Origin of the sequence: Serratia sp. CY52157 (assembly GCF_052168495.1) — a bacterium.
GTDB classification, from domain to species: domain Bacteria; phylum Pseudomonadota; class Gammaproteobacteria; order Enterobacterales; family Enterobacteriaceae; genus Serratia; species Serratia ureilytica.
In genome coordinates this window covers 1,711,566-1,725,975 of sequence record NZ_JBJNMO010000001.1, presented here as the reverse complement: position 1 = coordinate 1,725,975, position 14,410 = coordinate 1,711,566, and the positions used below count along the sequence as shown (strand labels likewise).

Below are 14,410 nucleotides of genomic sequence, written 5' to 3'. Positions count from 1 at the left end.
AAATTGCGGCTTTTTGGGCATTTATTCGTCAGGTGGCGAATCCGGCGGGGCAAGACGGTTGCGGGACGAGTGTAAAGATCGCCAAGGCGCAGGGATTCTGCTGGCGGCCGCCGCACGCGGCTGCTATTGTCGCGCTTCTTTTCCCCAGCCCACCAGGAGTAGCGCTGATGGACTGTCGCAGCGACTGCGGCGCCTGCTGTATCGCGCCGTCAATATCCAGCCCGATCCCCGGCATGCCGAACGGCAAGCCCGCCAATACCCGCTGCATTCATTTGGATGAACAGCTGCGCTGCGGCCTGTTTCATTCGCCGCTGCGGCCGAAGGTGTGCGGCAGCCTGCAGCCGAGCCGCGACATGTGCCACGATCACCGCGATCAGGCGCTGATTTATCTCGCCAGGCTGGAAGCGGACACCGCGCCTTAAGCGTCTTTCAACCGCCACAGACACAGCGTCGCGCCTGCGGCCATCGCCAGCGCGGCGTAAAACACCGCATGGTAGTTCCAGATTTCCGCCACCGCGCCGGCGATGGCGCCGGCGATAACCCAGCCGACCCGAATGGTGTTGGTGAACAGCGTGGTGGCCGTGCCGGCCTGACCGGGCATCAAATCCTGGAAGTAGAGCATGCCGATCCCCGCCAGCACGCCGATAAACGCCGCATTCAACAGCTGCAGAGCGATGAGTTGCCCACTGCCGGTGATAAACAGCAGGCCGCAGTAGAACAGTACGCCGGCGACGGCGGCGCCGAGCATCAAACACCGTTTGCCGCAGCGTTTCGCCACCATGCCGGCGATCAGCATGATCGGGATTTCCAGCCCGGCGGCGGTGCCCATCAGCACGCCGACCAGCCGCTCCGGCAGCCGCAGTTCGTGCACCATATACAGCGGCATGTTGATCAGGTACATGCTGTTGGCGGTCCACATCAGGGTGCTGGCGCCAAACAGCAGCAGCGCGTCGCGGCGATGCTGCCGCGGTGCGGCCAGAGGCGCGCTCGCCACGGCGCTTTTCGGCATGGAGGGCAGCCGTTTCCACACCAGCAGGCCGCACAGGACAAAGGCCGCCGCGCCCGCCAGATACAGGGTTTTGAAGCCGAAACCCAGCGCCAGCGCGAAGGCGATCGGCGGGCCTATCACCCAGGCGAGCGAGACCTGCGCGCGCATGATGGAGGTGAACATCACCGCCTCGCGCCCGGTGCGATCGGCGTGTTCGCGCGCCAGGGCGAACATTTGCGGGTTAGCGGTGGAACCGAAGCTGGTGAGCAGCACGCCGACGAGCAGCAACAGGGAGTAATTACGGCTCCAGGCGAACAGCGTGAACCCCAGCGCACCCAGCATACAGCAGAGGAAGATCAGCGATTTGCGGTCGCCTTTTTTATCCGAGCGGCCGGCGAGAAACTGGCTGACCAGAATGCCGATCACCGCGCTGCCGGTGAAGAACAGGCCAACCAGCGCCGGCCGCACCTTGACTTCGGTTTCCAGAAACAGGCTCAGCGTCGGGGTTTGCAACGCGCCGGCGATGCCGGTCAGGAAGGCCACCGCCAAAAAGGCCAGCGAAGTGAGATCGGGCGTGCGTCGCGTTACTGCGGATGAAGTCGGCATGGCGATGGAGAATTCGTCGAAAAAGTGAGGTCGCGCGCATCATACGCCCGTTGAAAAGAAACGCAAACCGCTATCCCTCGGCGGAGGGTAAGCGGCTATGTCGCGCGGCGACGAGGAAAACAGGGGGCGCGTTGCGCCCTCTGTTTATCGCGGGATCAGGCGCCTTGCGGCACGGCGTGCGCGGTATTTTTCAGCGCCGGCCCCTGATACTTCTCGATCTGCAGCTGCGCCATCTGCCCGCAGTTGCCCTGCGCCAGGCTGGAGGAGCCGATGTCGAAGGTCAGGCAGTTGACGTTGCCGTTCTTGCACAGTGAGCCGGGCTGCGCCGGATCGGCCGGATCGAACCAGGCGCCTTCGCTGATGCGCACCACGCCAGGCCGCACGTCTTCGCTGACCACCGCCCCCACCAGGATCTGGCCGCGATCGTTAAACGCCCGCACCAGATCGCCGCCGGTAATGCCGCGCGGCTGCGCGTCCTGCGGGTGGATCAGGATCGCTTCACGATCCGCCACCGCGTATTTCTTGCGCAGCGGCGTATTGTCGAGCTGGGAGTGCAGCCGGTTGGTCGGGTGCGCGGTATTGAGCGACAGCGGATACTTGGCCGCTTCCGGTCCGCGATACCACTCGTGCGGCGGCATCCAGGTCGGGATGCCGGGGCAATCCGCATAATGCATTTTGGCGATGGCGTCGGAGTAGATTTCGATCTTGCCCGACGGCGTGCCCAGCGGGTTCAGCAGCGGGTTGTCGCGGTAATCGGCGAAGCGCACCCACTGCTTATTGGCCTCCGGCACCGGGAAACGCACGTAGTTATTGGATTGCCAGAACATGTCGAACGGCGGCAGCGCCACCCGCGCGGCGCGCGCCTGGTTTTTCATGTCGTCGTACATGCCTTTCAGCCACTGGGTTTCATCCTTGCCCTCGGTAAAGGCCTCCTGCACGCCCAGCCTGGCCGCCATCGCCGAGAAGATGTCGAAGTCGCTGCGCGACTCGTGCTGCGGCGGCACGCATTGATGCATCGGGAACACGTAGAGCTGCGAATAGTCGCCGCCCATTTCCAGATCGTTGCGCTCGTAGCTGGTGGTGGCCGGCAGGACGATATCGGCATGCTTGGCGGTGGCGGTCCAGTAAGGCTCGTTGACCACGATGGTGTCCGGCCGCTGCCAGGCTTTGACCAGGTTATTGGTGTCCTGATGCTGGTGGAAGGTGTTGCCGCCCGCCACATACACCATTTTCACCTCGGGGTAGGTGACCTTGGCGCCGTTGAAGTCGATGGTTTTGCCCGGATTGCTCAGGCATTCGGCGATGCGCGCTACCGGGATCGGCGCCGGCGAGTTCTTCGGCGCGTTGCCGGCGGAGATGCCGGCGATGATGCCGCCCTTGGCGGTCGGGCTGCCGCCGGACGAATAGTGGTAGCTGAAGCCGAAGCCGCCGCCCGGCAGGCCGATCTGGCCGAGCATCGCCGCCACCGTCACCAGCAGCCAGTGCTGCTGTTCGCCGTGATGCTGGCGCTGAATGCCCCAGCCGCCCATGATCATGGTGCGGTGCTTCGCCATCTCGCGCGCCAGCGCGCGCAGCGTGTCGGCATCGACGCCGCTGATGTCGGCCGCCCATTCGGCGGTTTTCGCCACGCCGTCGCTCTCGCCCAGCAGGTAGGCCTGGAACTTGTCGAAGCCGACGGTATAGGTTTTCAGGAAGTCCGGGTTATGCAGCTTCTCGGTCAGCAGCGTATGGGCGATGCCGATCAGCATGGCGCCGTCGGTGTATGGGCGCGGGGCGATCCACTGCGCATTGACGAACTTGGCGCTGTCGTTGTGTACCGGATCGATGCTGATCACCCGGGTGCCTTTTTTCTTCAGCGCCTCGAAGCCGGTCTGGCCGACGTGATCCGGCACGTTCCAGCTGTTTTTCAGCGTGACCATCGGGTTGCAGCCCCACAGGATCACCAGCTCGCTGTTCTCGATCACGTTCGGCCAGGCGGTCTGCTGTTCGTAGACCTCCATCGAGCCGACCACGTGCGACATGATCACCTGCGCCGCGCCGGTGGAGTAGTCGCCGGCGTAGCCGAGGAAGCCGCCGGTCAGGTTCATCAGGCGCTGCAGCAGCGTGCGGCTGTTGTGCAGCATGCCGACGCTTTTCCAGCCGTAGGAACCGGCGTAGATCGACTGCGGGCCGTGATCTTTTTGCAGGCGGGTGATCTCATTGCACACCAGCTCGGTCGCTTTGTCCCAGCTGACGCGCACCCACTCGTCGCGGCCGCGCAGCTCGGTGCGGCTGCCGGGGCCGCCTTCCAGCCAGCTTTTGCGCACCATCGGGTATTTGATGCGGTTCTCGGCGTGCACCTGATAAGGCGCCATGGTGATCAGCTCATTGGGATACGGATCGTCCTGCACCGGCTGCACGCCGACCATCTTGCCGTCCTGCACGATGGCTTCAAACGCGCCCCAGTGGGCGCCGGTCAGGATGCCTTTCTGCGCCTGACGCAAGACGATGAACTGCGGCAGCGCTTCGCTGATGGCCTGCGCCAGCGCCGCTTTGGGCCATAATCCCGCCAACAGCGGGGCGGCGGTGAGCGCGGCGGCGCCGGTCAGGAAGCGGCGGCGGCTCATGGTTAACGGTTTTTGGTTGCTCATTGCGCTTCTCCCTTAAAGCTTGGCCGGTGCGGCAGGTGGCATGTCGCTGGCGTGTTTTTGTACGTATTGTGTCAGCACGCGCAGCTGTTCCTGCGTCAGCGAGGTACGCGGCGCCATGCCTTTGATGACGCCGATCCATTGGTTGGCGTTGAAGCGATCGAGCGCGGTCAGCCCGTGGCAGCCGGTGCAGTTGGCCGACATCATGTCCGCGGCGTAGCGCCAGATTTTTTGCTGATCGTCGATCAGCTGCTTGCGCGGCAGCCACACCTGCAGAGAGACCTGATGCCAGACCAGGCCGGTTTCCGCATCGGTCTGGGTGGACGCGGTCTTCAGCTGTTTACGCGCGTCTTCACCCAGCAGCACGCTGAGGATGCGCTTACCCTGCGCGGCGTAGAACACTTCGCTGACCCCGTCTTGCTGCCAGCCGCTCACGGTGGCCAGCACCTTGTCGCCATCCTGTTTCACCACCTGCACTTCGGTGGACGGCATCAGGTTGCCGGCATTATGGCTGTCGTCTGCGCTGAGGAAGAACGGTTCGGTGGCGATGGTGTAGAGGGTGGTGGCGCCCGGTGCGGTCAGCGCCGCGGCCTTGGCCAGCTCGGCGGCGCCGGCCTGGGTTTCGCCGCTCATGTCCGGCAGGATGTGGGCCACGCCTTTATGGCAGTCGATGCAGGTTTCGCCCTGTTTGATCGCCACCGGGTGCTGCAGGCGCGCCTCAGGGCGCTGGGCGGTGATGTCCATGGCGTCGTAGCTGTGGCAGGAGCGGCAGGTGGCCGAGTCGTTCTCTTTCAGCGTCTTCCAGACCGACTGCGCCATCGCCAGCTTGTGCGCTTCATATTTTTCCGGCGTATCGATGGTGCCGACCATCTCGCCGTAGATGTCTTTTACCGCGCGGATTTTGGTCCACAGGTAATCGATCGGCTGGTGCGGCACGTGGCAGTCGGCGCACTCGGCGCGGATACCCTTGGTGTTTTGGAAGTGGACGCTGCCCTGATATTCGGCCAGCGGTTGTTGCATGGTGTGGCAGGAAACGCAGAAGGCGGTATCGCTGGTTTTATGGAATACGGTGGCGGTCCCGGCCAACAGCGCCGCGCCGAGGATAATCCCCAGCAGCAAAAGCCATAGCCATCCCCACCGGCGCTTTTTTTCAAAGCCAGTCAGTTTTTTGCTCATGGTAAACCCGCTTATAATTATGAATTTAAAATAAAATCTTGCCAAAAGGCCGCCGACCGGAGGTCAGAATGCCACGTCGATTGCAGGGGTAATGATAGAAGAGGGTTAACCCCATGGGGTTATCCGTAGTCAAAAAAATGGCGTATATCGCAAAAAATAGCGTTATATTCTATTTTATATAGCGATGGGCTGTGAGGCAGGCAACGCGAACGCCGCGCGCTCGCGAAGGGCTCAGGCCGTTGGCAAGTAGGTTTGGCCGCTCAGCCACAGGCGGATCGCCGTGCGGCTGGCTTCGAAATGGGGTTCCGGCAGAGAGTCTGGCGCGCACCAGCGCCATTCGGCGCATTTTTCGGGTTCTTTCAGCTCGGCTTCGCCGCCGGGATGCGCCACCTGCAGACAGATGGACACCGTGTGTTTGCCTTCGGCGCGCCAGGTTTGCAGATTGTTGCTGACGCCAACGAAGCGCGGCGGATCGATGATCAACCCGGTTTCTTCGGCAATTTCGCGCTGGGCGCACTGCTCGAAGGTTTCACCGGCATCCAGATGCCCGCCGGGGATCGACCAAAAGGGCGCGTGGGAGCCGCAGCGTTTGCCCAGCAAAATCTCGCCTTGCGGGTTCACGATGATCACCCCGACGCCCGTCACTACATTCATGCTTTTCTCCGTCAGCAAAGTTTCAGCACAGTATGTCATTTTGCCCCGGCGCTGACCAATGCGCCGATGAAAGTGTGCGTAAGCTCAAAAATCTGCAATGGCGAAAGGGAGAAAACTTGCTTTCATCTTGCGCTGCTTACACACTCCTTGAAACGTTTCAGCGTTATCCGACCGCTTGTGGGCAGCGGGTAACGCTCCTTTTTCTCAATGAAGCTGAAACGATTCAATTCAGCAGGAGAGGAGAATCATGTTCCAGTTGTCACCGCAAGACATTCATCTGGGCGCCGCTGCCGCCGATAAGCAGGAGGCCATCCGTCAGGTGGCCGCCGCGCTGACCGACGCCGGCTGCGTCAGCGCCGGTTATGTGGACGGCATGCTGCAGCGCGAACTGCAGACGTCCACCTACCTGGGCAACGGCATCGCCATTCCGCACGGCACCACCGATACCCGCGATCTGGTGTTGAAAACCGGCGTGCAGGTGTTCCAGTTCCCGCAGGGCATCGCGTGGGGGGAGGGCCAGACCGCCTATGTGGCGATCGGCATCGCCGCCCGTTCCGACGAGCATTTGGCGCTGCTGCGTCAGCTCACCCACGTGCTGAGCGATGACAGCGTGGCGGAGCGGCTGGCGAAAACCACCTCCGCGGAAGAGCTGCGCAGCCTGTTGATGGGCGAACGGCAGAGCGCCGAATTCCAGTTCGACGTTTCGCTGATTGCGCTCGACGTCGCCGCCGACAGCCTGATGACGCTGCAGGCGCTGAACGCCGGCCGTCTGCAAAAAATCGGGGCGGTCAACGCGCAGTTCGTCAGCGATGCCATCACCCGCAAACCGCTGAATCTGGGGCAGGGCATTTGGCTCAGCGACAGCGTTGAAGGCAACCTGGCCAGCGCGGCCACCGTCAGCCGCCCGGCGCAGGCTTTCGTGGAAGACGGCGAGCCGGTGGCGCTGCTGCTGACGGTGTCGGTCGCCGATGCGCAGCCGCTGGCGGTGATCAACTACCTCAGCGATCTGCTGCTGGCCAACAAAGCTGAACGCTTGCTGAAGGCGGATGCCGCCGGCGTGCTGGCGCTGCTGACCAGCGACGTGGCGGAAGAGAGCAGCGTGCTGAGCGCCGAATTCGTGATCCGCAACGAGCACGGTCTGCACGCGCGGCCGGGCACGGCGCTGGTCAACGTGATCAAAAGTTTCAACAGTGACATCACCGTCACCAACCTGGACGGCAGCGGCAAGCCGGCCAACGGGCGCAGCCTGATGAAGGTGGTGGCGTTGGGCGTGAAGAAAGGGCATCACCTGCGCTTTACCGCCAATGGAGAAGATGCTGAAGCCGCGCTGAAGGCGATTGGCGAAGCGATTAATGAAGGACTGGGCGAGGGCGCAGCATGAGCAGAAGAGTAGCAACAATCACCCTGAACCCGGCGTACGATCTGGTGGGTTTCTGCCCGCAGATTGAACGCGGGGAAGTCAACCGGGTAAAAACCGCCGGCCTGCACGCCGCCGGTAAGGGCATCAACGTCGCCAAAGTGTTGAAAGATTTAGGCATCGACGTCACCGTCGGCGGCTTCCTGGGCAAAGATAATCAGGACGGTTTCCAGCTGCTGTTCAGCGATCTGGGGATCGCCAACCGCTTTCAGGTGGTGCCGGGGCGCACCCGCATCAACGTCAAGCTGACGGAAAAAGACGGCGAAGTCACTGACTTCAACTTCTCCGGCTTCGAAGTGACGCCGCAGGACTGGGATCGCTTCGTCAGCGACTCGCTGAGCTGGCTGGGCCAGTTTGACATGGTGGCGGTGAGCGGCAGCCTGCCGGCCGGCGTCGATCCTGACGCGTTTACCGACTGGATGACCCAACTGCGCGCCAAGTGCCCGTGCATCATTTTCGACAGCAGCCGCGAAGCGCTGGTCGCCGGGCTGAAGGCCTCGCCGTGGCTGGTCAAACCGAACCGCCGCGAGCTGGAAATCTGGGCCGGGCGCCCGCTGCCGACGCTGGCAGACGTGGTCGAGGCCGCGCATGCGCTGCGCGAACAGGGCATCGCCCACGTGGTCATCTCCCTCGGCGCGGAAGGCGCGCTGTGGGTTAACGCATCCGGCGCCTGGATCGCCAAACCGCCGTCCTGTGAGGTGGTCAGCACCGTGGGCGCCGGCGATTCGATGGTCGGCGGCCTGATTTATGGCCTGCTGATGCGCGAATCCAGCGAACACACCCTGCGTCTGGCCACGGCGGTAGCGGCGCTGGCGGTCAGCCAGAGCAATGTCGGCGTGACCGATCGTCCCCAGTTGGCCGCGATGATGGCGCGCGTCGATCTGAAACCTTTCAATCAATAGCAGGAGGCAGAATGAAAACGCTGCTGATGGTAGACAGTTCGCAGGGACAGGCCCGTGGCCACCTGGCGAAACGCATGCTGGAGGCCGCCGCGGCCAAAGCCGGCCTGACGCTGGTCGAGTCGCTGCAGGACGCCGAACTGGTGGCGGTGGCGGGGCAGGCTGCTCCTGCTGACGCCGCGCTGAACGGCAAATTGATCTATGTGGGCGAGGTAGAACAGGCGGTACGTGAACCGGACGCGTTTCTGGCGCGCGCCCAGGCCGAAGCTGAAACCTATCAGGCGCCGCAGGCGGCTGCGGTGAAAGCCGATGGACAAAAACGCATCGTGGCGATCACCGCTTGCCCAACCGGCGTGGCGCACACCTTTATGGCGGCCGAAGCCATTGAAAGTGAAGCCAAGAAACGCGGATGGTGGGTGAAGGTGGAAACGCGCGGCTCCGTCGGTGCCGGCAACGCCATCACCCCGGAAGAAGTGGCGGCGGCGGATCTGGTGATCGTCGCGGCGGACATCGAAGTGGATCTGGACAAGTTTGCCGGTAAGCCGATGTATCGTACTTCCACCGGTCTGGCGCTGAAGAAAACCGCGCAGGAACTGGACAAGGCGCTGGCCGAAGCCGAAGTGTTCCAGCCGCAGCAGCGCAGCGGCGCGGCGCCGACGGCGAAGAAGAAAGAGGGCAACGGCCCGTATCGTCACCTGCTGACCGGCGTGTCCTACATGCTGCCGATGGTGGTGGCGGGCGGTTTGTGCATCGCGCTGTCGTTCGTGTTCGGCATCAAGGCCTTTGAGGTCAAGGGCACCCTGGCGGCGGCGCTGATGCAGATCGGCGGCGGCTCCGCCTTCGCGCTGATGGTGCCGGTGTTGGCCGGTTTCATCGCCTTCTCCATTGCGGATCGTCCGGGCCTGACGCCGGGCCTGATCGGCGGCATGCTGGCGGTGAGCACCGGCGCCGGGTTCCTTGGCGGCATCATCGCCGGTTTTCTGGCGGGTTACGTCGCCAAGGCGATCAGCAGCAAGCTGCGTCTGCCGCAGAGTATGGAAGCGCTGAAGCCCATCTTGATCATTCCGCTGGTGGCCAGCCTGATCACCGGTCTCATCATGATTTACGTGGTTGGTACGCCGGTGGCGAAAATCATGGAAGGCCTGACCCATTGGCTGCAATCGCTGGGCACCGCCAACGCCGTACTGCTGGGGGCGATCCTGGGCGGCATGATGTGCACCGACATGGGCGGCCCGGTGAACAAAGCGGCCTACGCGTTCGGCGTGGCGCTGCTCAGCTCCTCGGTGTATGCGCCGATGGCGGCCATCATGGCGGCGGGCATGGTGCCACCGCTGGCGATGGGCCTGGCGACGCTGCTGGCGCGCCGCAAGTTCCCGAAATCCGAACAGGAAGGCGGCAAGGCGGCGTTGGTGCTGGGGCTGTGCTTCATCACCGAAGGGGCGATTCCGTTCGCCGCCCGCGATCCGATGCGCGTGTTGCCGTGCTGCATCGCCGGCGGGGCGCTGACCGGCGCGCTGTCGATGGCCTTCGGCGCCAAGCTGATGGCGCCGCACGGCGGCTTGTTCGTGCTGCTGATCCCGGGCGCGATTTCGCCGGTGTTGCTGTACCTGGTGGCGATCGCCGCCGGCACGCTGTTGGCCGGGGGGGCTTATGCCCTGCTGAAACGTGCTGAAACGCCGGTCGCCGCCGCGGCGTAAGCCTCGCCGATACCGCAAAACGCGCAGCCCAGAGCTGCGCGTTTTTATTTGTGTCTTAGGCAGTTAGCACGATTTACCCCTGGTCAGAAACCACAAGGCTTTCTAAGCTGATAGCGCGACTTTGTTCCTGCGAACAAGGAATGACTCAAGGAGATTCATCAGTGGCTAAAAAAGTGGCGATCGTACTGACATCCGGTTTCGCCGATTGGGAATACGCGCTGATTGCCGGCGTTGGCGGCCCGTTTTATGGGCTGGATGTGGCGTTTTTTGCGCCGCGGGCCGGAACGCTTCGCTCACAGGGCGGGTTGACGGTGGACGTTGCTCACGGCGTGGCTGAATTGGCGGACTGGCGCCCCGAGGTGCTGGTGGTGGTCGGCGGCACCCTGTGGGAAACCGAACGGGCGCCGGATATCCGCGCGTTGCTCAATGAGCAGCGTCAACGCGGCGCGACCCTGGCGGGCATTTGCGGCGGGACGTTGGCGTTGGCGCGGGCCGGCCTGTTGAACAGCAGGGCGCATACCTCCAACGATGCTGAGTTCTTGACGCGCAACGTTGCGGGCTACAGCGGGCAGCGCCATTACGTTGCGAGCGCCGTCGCCGTTGTGGATGACCGCGTCATTACGTCACCGGGATCGGCGCCGGTCAGTTTTACCACCGCGGTGTTCAGGGCTGCGGGCCTGGATGAAGAAACGCTGCGTCAGTTCGGCGCCATGCTGGCGGCGGAGCACGCGGTGGGGGAAACCGCTCGCGCTTAAGCGAGCGGCCAGGGGGGTTACTGCTGCGCCTTCAGCCAGGCGATCTCTTCGGCCCAGATATCCGGATTTACCGTTTCCAGAATCAGCGGGATGTTGTCGAAACGCGGATCGCGCATGATGTAGCTGAACACCGTTTTGCCGATGTTGCCTTCCCCCAGGCTGTGATGGCGGTCGACGCGGCTGTTGAACTCGCTCTTGGCGTCGTTCAGGTGCATGCCGCGCAGGTAGTTGAAACCGACGATGTCGCCCAACTGCTTGAAGGTGCGCTCGCACTCTTCTTCGGTGCGCAGATCGTACCCGGCGGCGAAGGCGTGGCAGGTGTCGATGCAAACGCCGACGCGGCTTTTGTCTTCGACGCCGTCGATGATCGCCGCCAGGTGCTCGAATTTGAAGCCCAGGTTGCTGCCCTGGCCGGCGGTGTTCTCGATCACGGCCGTCACGCCGGCGGTTTTATCCAGCGCGATGTTGATCGATTCGGCGATGCGCGCCAGGCACTTATCTTCGTCGATTTGCAGCAGGTGGCTGCCGGGGTGGAAGTTCAGCAGCGTCAGCCCCAGCTGTTCGCAGCGCTGCAGCTCGTCGATAAACGCCTCGCGCGATTTTTCCAACGCGTCGGCTACCGGGTGCCCCAGATTGATCAGGTAGCTGTCGTGCGGCAGGATTTGCCCCGGCCCGTAACCGTACTGGGCGCAGGCGCTCTTGAACTTATCGATCACGTCGGCGGCCAGCGGGGCGGCCTTCCATTGACGCTGATTTTTGGTGAACAGGGCGAACGCGGTCGCCTCCAATTCGTGCGCGCGGATAACCGCCTGATCCACGCCGCCTGACGCGCTGACATGTGCACCGACAAACTTCATCTTCATTCTCCTGTGTTATCGGTGACATTATGGCATTGATGGCGGGCGGATTGAATGGCGAAAAGCGGCGGCCTGCCGAAGCGGGCCGCCGAGGGAGATTACAGCAGGTGTTGCACCAGTTGGTTTATCGCGCCGCCGCCGACCAGCAGCCAGACGAACAGCAGCGTCGCCAGCAGAATCGGTTTCATCCCGGCCTGGCGCACGGCGCTGATGTGGGTGGTCAGCCCCAGCGCCGCCATCGCCATCGCCAGCATCCAGGTGTCGGCGGTGATCAGGTGCCGCACCAGCGTGGCTGGCAGCAGGTTGAAGGAGTTCAGCCCGGCGACGGCGATAAACAGCACGGCGAACCACGGAATGGTGATGGCGGATTTTTCCGCCTTTCCTGCGCTGCCGCGGCTGATGTAGCCCGACAGCAGCAGCAGGAACGGCGCCAGCATCATCACGCGGATCATCTTGGCGATCACCGCCGCATTTTCGGCGTCAGGCCCGATGGCGTGCCCGGCGGCGACCACCTGAGCCACTTCGTGGATGGTGGAGCCGGCGTAGATGCCGAAGGTTTCCTGGCTGAACGGCAGCCACTGGAAGTGCTCATTCAACTGATACAGCCACGGATAGGCGAAGATCGCCAGGGTGCCGAACACCACCACGGTCGAAACCGCCACCGCCACTTTGCTGGAATCGGCCTTCAGCACCGGCTCGGTGGCCATCACCGCCGCCGCGCCGCAAATGCTGCTGCCGGCGCCAATCAGTATCGCGGTTTGGCTGTCGATGCCGAACACTTTCTTGCCGAGCCAGCAGGCCAGCAGGAAAGTGGTGATCAGGGTCAGCGCATCGATGATGATGCCGCTGGCGCCCACGTCGGCGATCTGCTGAAAGGTCAGCCGGAAGCCGTAAAGGATAATGCCCAGACGCAGCAGGCGCTGTTTGGCCAGCTGTACGCCGCTGTGACAAACGGTTTGCCAGCGGGGGTACAGCGTGTTGCCCACCAGAATGCCGAGCAGGATCGCCAGCGTCAGCGCCCCCAGCCCCAGCTCCGCCACCCAGGGAATGTCGCCGGCCCAGACGGCCAGCGCGGTGAGCGCGCCGGTCAGCGCCAGCCCCGGCACCAGCCGCGGCAGGCCGAACAGCGGGAAGCGTCGCTCGGGGTAAGTGTGAGTGGTATCAGTCGCCATATAAAGTCAGTCCTTCAGTCTGTTTCTTGCGGTCAAGAGTACGTTTGGGCTGAATAAAAGAGAAATTGATTATATATTTATAACCTATCTGAATAAGTGGTATGGGGTCAGCCATTGGCATAACGCCGCATTGCGGCTAGGGTGTGGAGGAGCGGCGAGCCGCCGTCAATTTTCCAACTAACAGGAGCAGGCGATGGATACCGACGATCAACGCAGAGAGCAGGTAGATCAGGAAGTGGGCCGCGCGGTGCGGCGGTTGATTGAAGAAAACAAGGCGATCGACCGCGACCATCTCGCGGCGATGCTGCAATTGATACTGCGGGACGAAACCGGCACGCCGCGAGAGCCGGTGCTGGCTGAGGCGGCGCAGCTGGTTGCGTTGGGCAAATAGCGCGTCGATCTGGCCGCAAACAGGGGTAGCCTGGCCGGGCTGCCCACAACACCATGTTGGGGTTCTCTGGCAGAACCTTCTTTCAATACCGGGACAGCTATGCATATCACGTTGCGTCAACTGGAAGTCTTTACCGAAGTGCTGAAAAGCGGTTCGACCACGCAGGCCTCTGTGGTGCTGGCGCTGTCGCAGTCGGCGGTCAGCGCGGCGCTGGCGGATCTGGAGGGGCAATTGGGCGTGCAGCTGTTCGATCGCGTCGGTAAACGGCTGGTGATCAACGAGCACGGCCGGTTGCTGTATCCCAAGGCGCTGGCGCTGTTGGAACAGGCGGGGGAGATAGAGCAGCTGTTTCGCCATGACGGCGGGGCGTTGCGCATCGCCGCCAGCAGCACCATCGGCAACTACATGCTGCCGGAGATGATCGCCCGCTACCGCCGGGATTTTCCCGCCACGCCGCTGGAGCTGAACGTCGGCAACAGCCAGGACGTGATCGTGGCGGTGGCGGATTTTCGCGTCGATCTGGGGCTGATCGAAGGGCCTTGCCATATGCCGGAGCTGGTGACGCAGCCGTGGCTGGAGGACGAGCTGGTGGTGTTCGCCGCGCCGGATAACCCGCTGACCCGTCAACCGCCGACGCTGGAGGCGCTGGCCAATGCGCCGTGGATCCTGCGCGAGCGCGGTTCCGGCACTCGTGAGGTGTTGGACCATCTGCTGTTGGCGCATTTGCCGCACTTCCAACTGGTGATGGAGCTGGGCAACTCGGAGGCGATCAAGCATGCGGTGAGGCACGGCATCGGCATCAGCTGCCTGTCGCGGCGGGTGGTGGCGGAACAGCTGGCCAGCGGCGCGCTGGTGGAACTGCCGGTGCCGTTGCCGCCGCTGCGCCGCACCCTGTACCTGATCCGCCATCGGCAAAAGCACGTCTCCAACGCGTTGCAACGTTTTCTCAGCTATTGCGTGCTGTAACCGGCGGCACGTCAAGCGCTCTGCTGCCGCGCAGGCCGGAAAAAGCATAAAAACCTGCGCGCGCTCACATTAATGAGAGTAAGTAAGGCTATAAGGGCCGCAGCTAATAATTGCCTCTGAATTATGAAGCTATCTTATATCGGTGCAATGTTGCTAGTTCACCGGCGGGTATTTGTTACAATCCGCCCTCATTTTTCGAAGAGCA

General features: G+C 63.0%; 13 protein-coding genes. 7 read left to right on the top strand and 6 right to left on the bottom strand.

Features of this window, described 5'->3' with window-relative positions; genetic code table 11:
- Positions 1-167: 167 nt before the first annotated feature.
- A complete protein-coding gene (locus ACJ8IP_RS08180) occupies positions 168-422 on the top strand; it encodes a YkgJ family cysteine cluster protein (protein ID WP_019453627.1) in 255 nt (84 codons plus the stop codon).
- On the opposite strand, the gene ACJ8IP_RS08175 is transcribed toward ACJ8IP_RS08180, so the two are convergent.
- The 4 genes from ACJ8IP_RS08175 to ACJ8IP_RS08160 form a co-directional block, all read right to left on the bottom strand.
- On the bottom strand, positions 419-1,594 hold the full coding sequence (locus ACJ8IP_RS08175) for a sugar efflux transporter (RefSeq protein WP_117189009.1): 1,176 nt from the start codon (positions 1,592-1,594) through the stop codon (positions 419-421). The genes ACJ8IP_RS08180 and ACJ8IP_RS08175 overlap by 4 nt on opposite strands.
- A gap of 155 nt (positions 1,595-1,749) precedes the next feature.
- Positions 1,750-4,224, bottom strand: a complete 2,475-nt coding sequence (gene torA / locus ACJ8IP_RS08170; RefSeq protein WP_033652537.1) for a trimethylamine-N-oxide reductase TorA — start codon at positions 4,222-4,224, stop codon at positions 1,750-1,752.
- 12 nt (positions 4,225-4,236) lie between these two features.
- A complete protein-coding gene (locus ACJ8IP_RS08165; protein ID WP_033652538.1) occupies positions 4,237-5,397 on the bottom strand; it encodes a NapC/NirT family cytochrome c in 1,161 nt (386 codons plus the stop codon).
- A 231-nt stretch (positions 5,398-5,628) separates the two neighbouring features.
- Positions 5,629-6,051 (bottom strand): nucleotide triphosphate diphosphatase NUDT15, encoded by a 423-nt coding sequence (locus ACJ8IP_RS08160; RefSeq protein WP_033652539.1) that lies wholly within the window; start codon positions 6,049-6,051, stop codon positions 5,629-5,631.
- Between the two features lie 247 nt (positions 6,052-6,298).
- Here ACJ8IP_RS08160 and fruB point away from each other — a divergent pair, with 247 nt between their 5' ends.
- The 4 genes from fruB (at position 6,299) to ACJ8IP_RS08140 (ending at position 10,819) form a co-directional block, all read left to right on the top strand.
- On the top strand, positions 6,299-7,432 hold the full coding sequence (fruB, locus tag ACJ8IP_RS08155) for a fused PTS fructose transporter subunit IIA/HPr protein (RefSeq protein ID WP_442524368.1): 1,134 nt from the start codon (positions 6,299-6,301) through the stop codon (positions 7,430-7,432).
- Complete coding sequence (fruK, locus tag ACJ8IP_RS08150; protein WP_015378523.1) at positions 7,429-8,370, top strand: 1-phosphofructokinase; 942 nt, start codon at positions 7,429-7,431, stop codon at positions 8,368-8,370. The genes fruB and fruK overlap by 4 nt, the downstream gene beginning before the upstream one ends.
- An 11-nt stretch (positions 8,371-8,381) precedes the next feature.
- Positions 8,382-10,064, top strand: a complete 1,683-nt coding sequence (fruA, locus tag ACJ8IP_RS08145) for a PTS fructose transporter subunit IIBC (protein ID WP_442524367.1) — start codon at positions 8,382-8,384, stop codon at positions 10,062-10,064.
- A 161-nt stretch (positions 10,065-10,225) separates the two neighbouring features.
- Entirely contained in the window at positions 10,226-10,819 is a 594-nt protein-coding gene (locus tag ACJ8IP_RS08140; protein WP_084819325.1) for a DJ-1/PfpI family protein, read from the top strand.
- Between the two features lie 17 nt (positions 10,820-10,836).
- Here the strand turns inward: ACJ8IP_RS08140 and nfo are convergent, their stop codons facing one another.
- Complete coding sequence (gene nfo / locus ACJ8IP_RS08135; RefSeq protein WP_033643802.1) at positions 10,837-11,676, bottom strand: deoxyribonuclease IV; 840 nt, start codon at positions 11,674-11,676, stop codon at positions 10,837-10,839.
- Positions 11,677-11,774: 98 nt separating this feature from the next.
- Complete coding sequence (locus ACJ8IP_RS08130; RefSeq protein WP_033652542.1) at positions 11,775-12,848, bottom strand: YeiH family putative sulfate export transporter; 1,074 nt, start codon at positions 12,846-12,848, stop codon at positions 11,775-11,777.
- Positions 12,849-13,041: 193 nt separating this feature from the next.
- On the opposite strand from ACJ8IP_RS08130, the gene ACJ8IP_RS08125 reads away from it, so the two are divergent.
- Positions 13,042-13,239, top strand: coding sequence for a hypothetical protein (locus tag ACJ8IP_RS08125; RefSeq protein WP_164107135.1), 198 nt, complete (start codon positions 13,042-13,044; stop codon positions 13,237-13,239).
- 99 nt (positions 13,240-13,338) lie between these two features.
- Positions 13,339-14,205, top strand: coding sequence for a DNA-binding transcriptional regulator YeiE (gene yieE, locus ACJ8IP_RS08120; RefSeq protein ID WP_021505917.1), 867 nt, complete (start codon positions 13,339-13,341; stop codon positions 14,203-14,205).
- Positions 14,206-14,410: the final 205 nt, after the last annotated feature.

Coding starts and splice junctions, on each gene's coding strand:
- ACJ8IP_RS08130 (WP_033652542.1), bottom strand. CDS start 12,848: ATGGCGACTGATACCACTCACACTTACCCCGAGCGACGCTTCCCGCTG.
- ACJ8IP_RS08180 (WP_019453627.1), top strand. CDS start 168: ATGGACTGTCGCAGCGACTGCGGCGCCTGCTGTATCGCGCCGTCAATA.
- yieE (WP_021505917.1), top strand. CDS start 13,339: ATGCATATCACGTTGCGTCAACTGGAAGTCTTTACCGAAGTGCTGAAA.
- nfo (WP_033643802.1), bottom strand. CDS start 11,676: ATGAAGTTTGTCGGTGCACATGTCAGCGCGTCAGGCGGCGTGGATCAG.
- ACJ8IP_RS08160 (WP_033652539.1), bottom strand. CDS start 6,051: ATGAATGTAGTGACGGGCGTCGGGGTGATCATCGTGAACCCGCAAGGC.
- ACJ8IP_RS08175 (WP_117189009.1), bottom strand. CDS start 1,594: ATGCCGACTTCATCCGCAGTAACGCGACGCACGCCCGATCTCACTTCG.
- ACJ8IP_RS08125 (WP_164107135.1), top strand. CDS start 13,042: ATGGATACCGACGATCAACGCAGAGAGCAGGTAGATCAGGAAGTGGGC.
- ACJ8IP_RS08165 (WP_033652538.1), bottom strand. CDS start 5,397: ATGAGCAAAAAACTGACTGGCTTTGAAAAAAAGCGCCGGTGGGGATGG.
- fruB (WP_442524368.1), top strand. CDS start 6,299: ATGTTCCAGTTGTCACCGCAAGACATTCATCTGGGCGCCGCTGCCGCC.
- fruK (WP_015378523.1), top strand. CDS start 7,429: ATGAGCAGAAGAGTAGCAACAATCACCCTGAACCCGGCGTACGATCTG.
- fruA (WP_442524367.1), top strand. CDS start 8,382: ATGAAAACGCTGCTGATGGTAGACAGTTCGCAGGGACAGGCCCGTGGC.
- torA (WP_033652537.1), bottom strand. CDS start 4,224: ATGAGCAACCAAAAACCGTTAACCATGAGCCGCCGCCGCTTCCTGACC.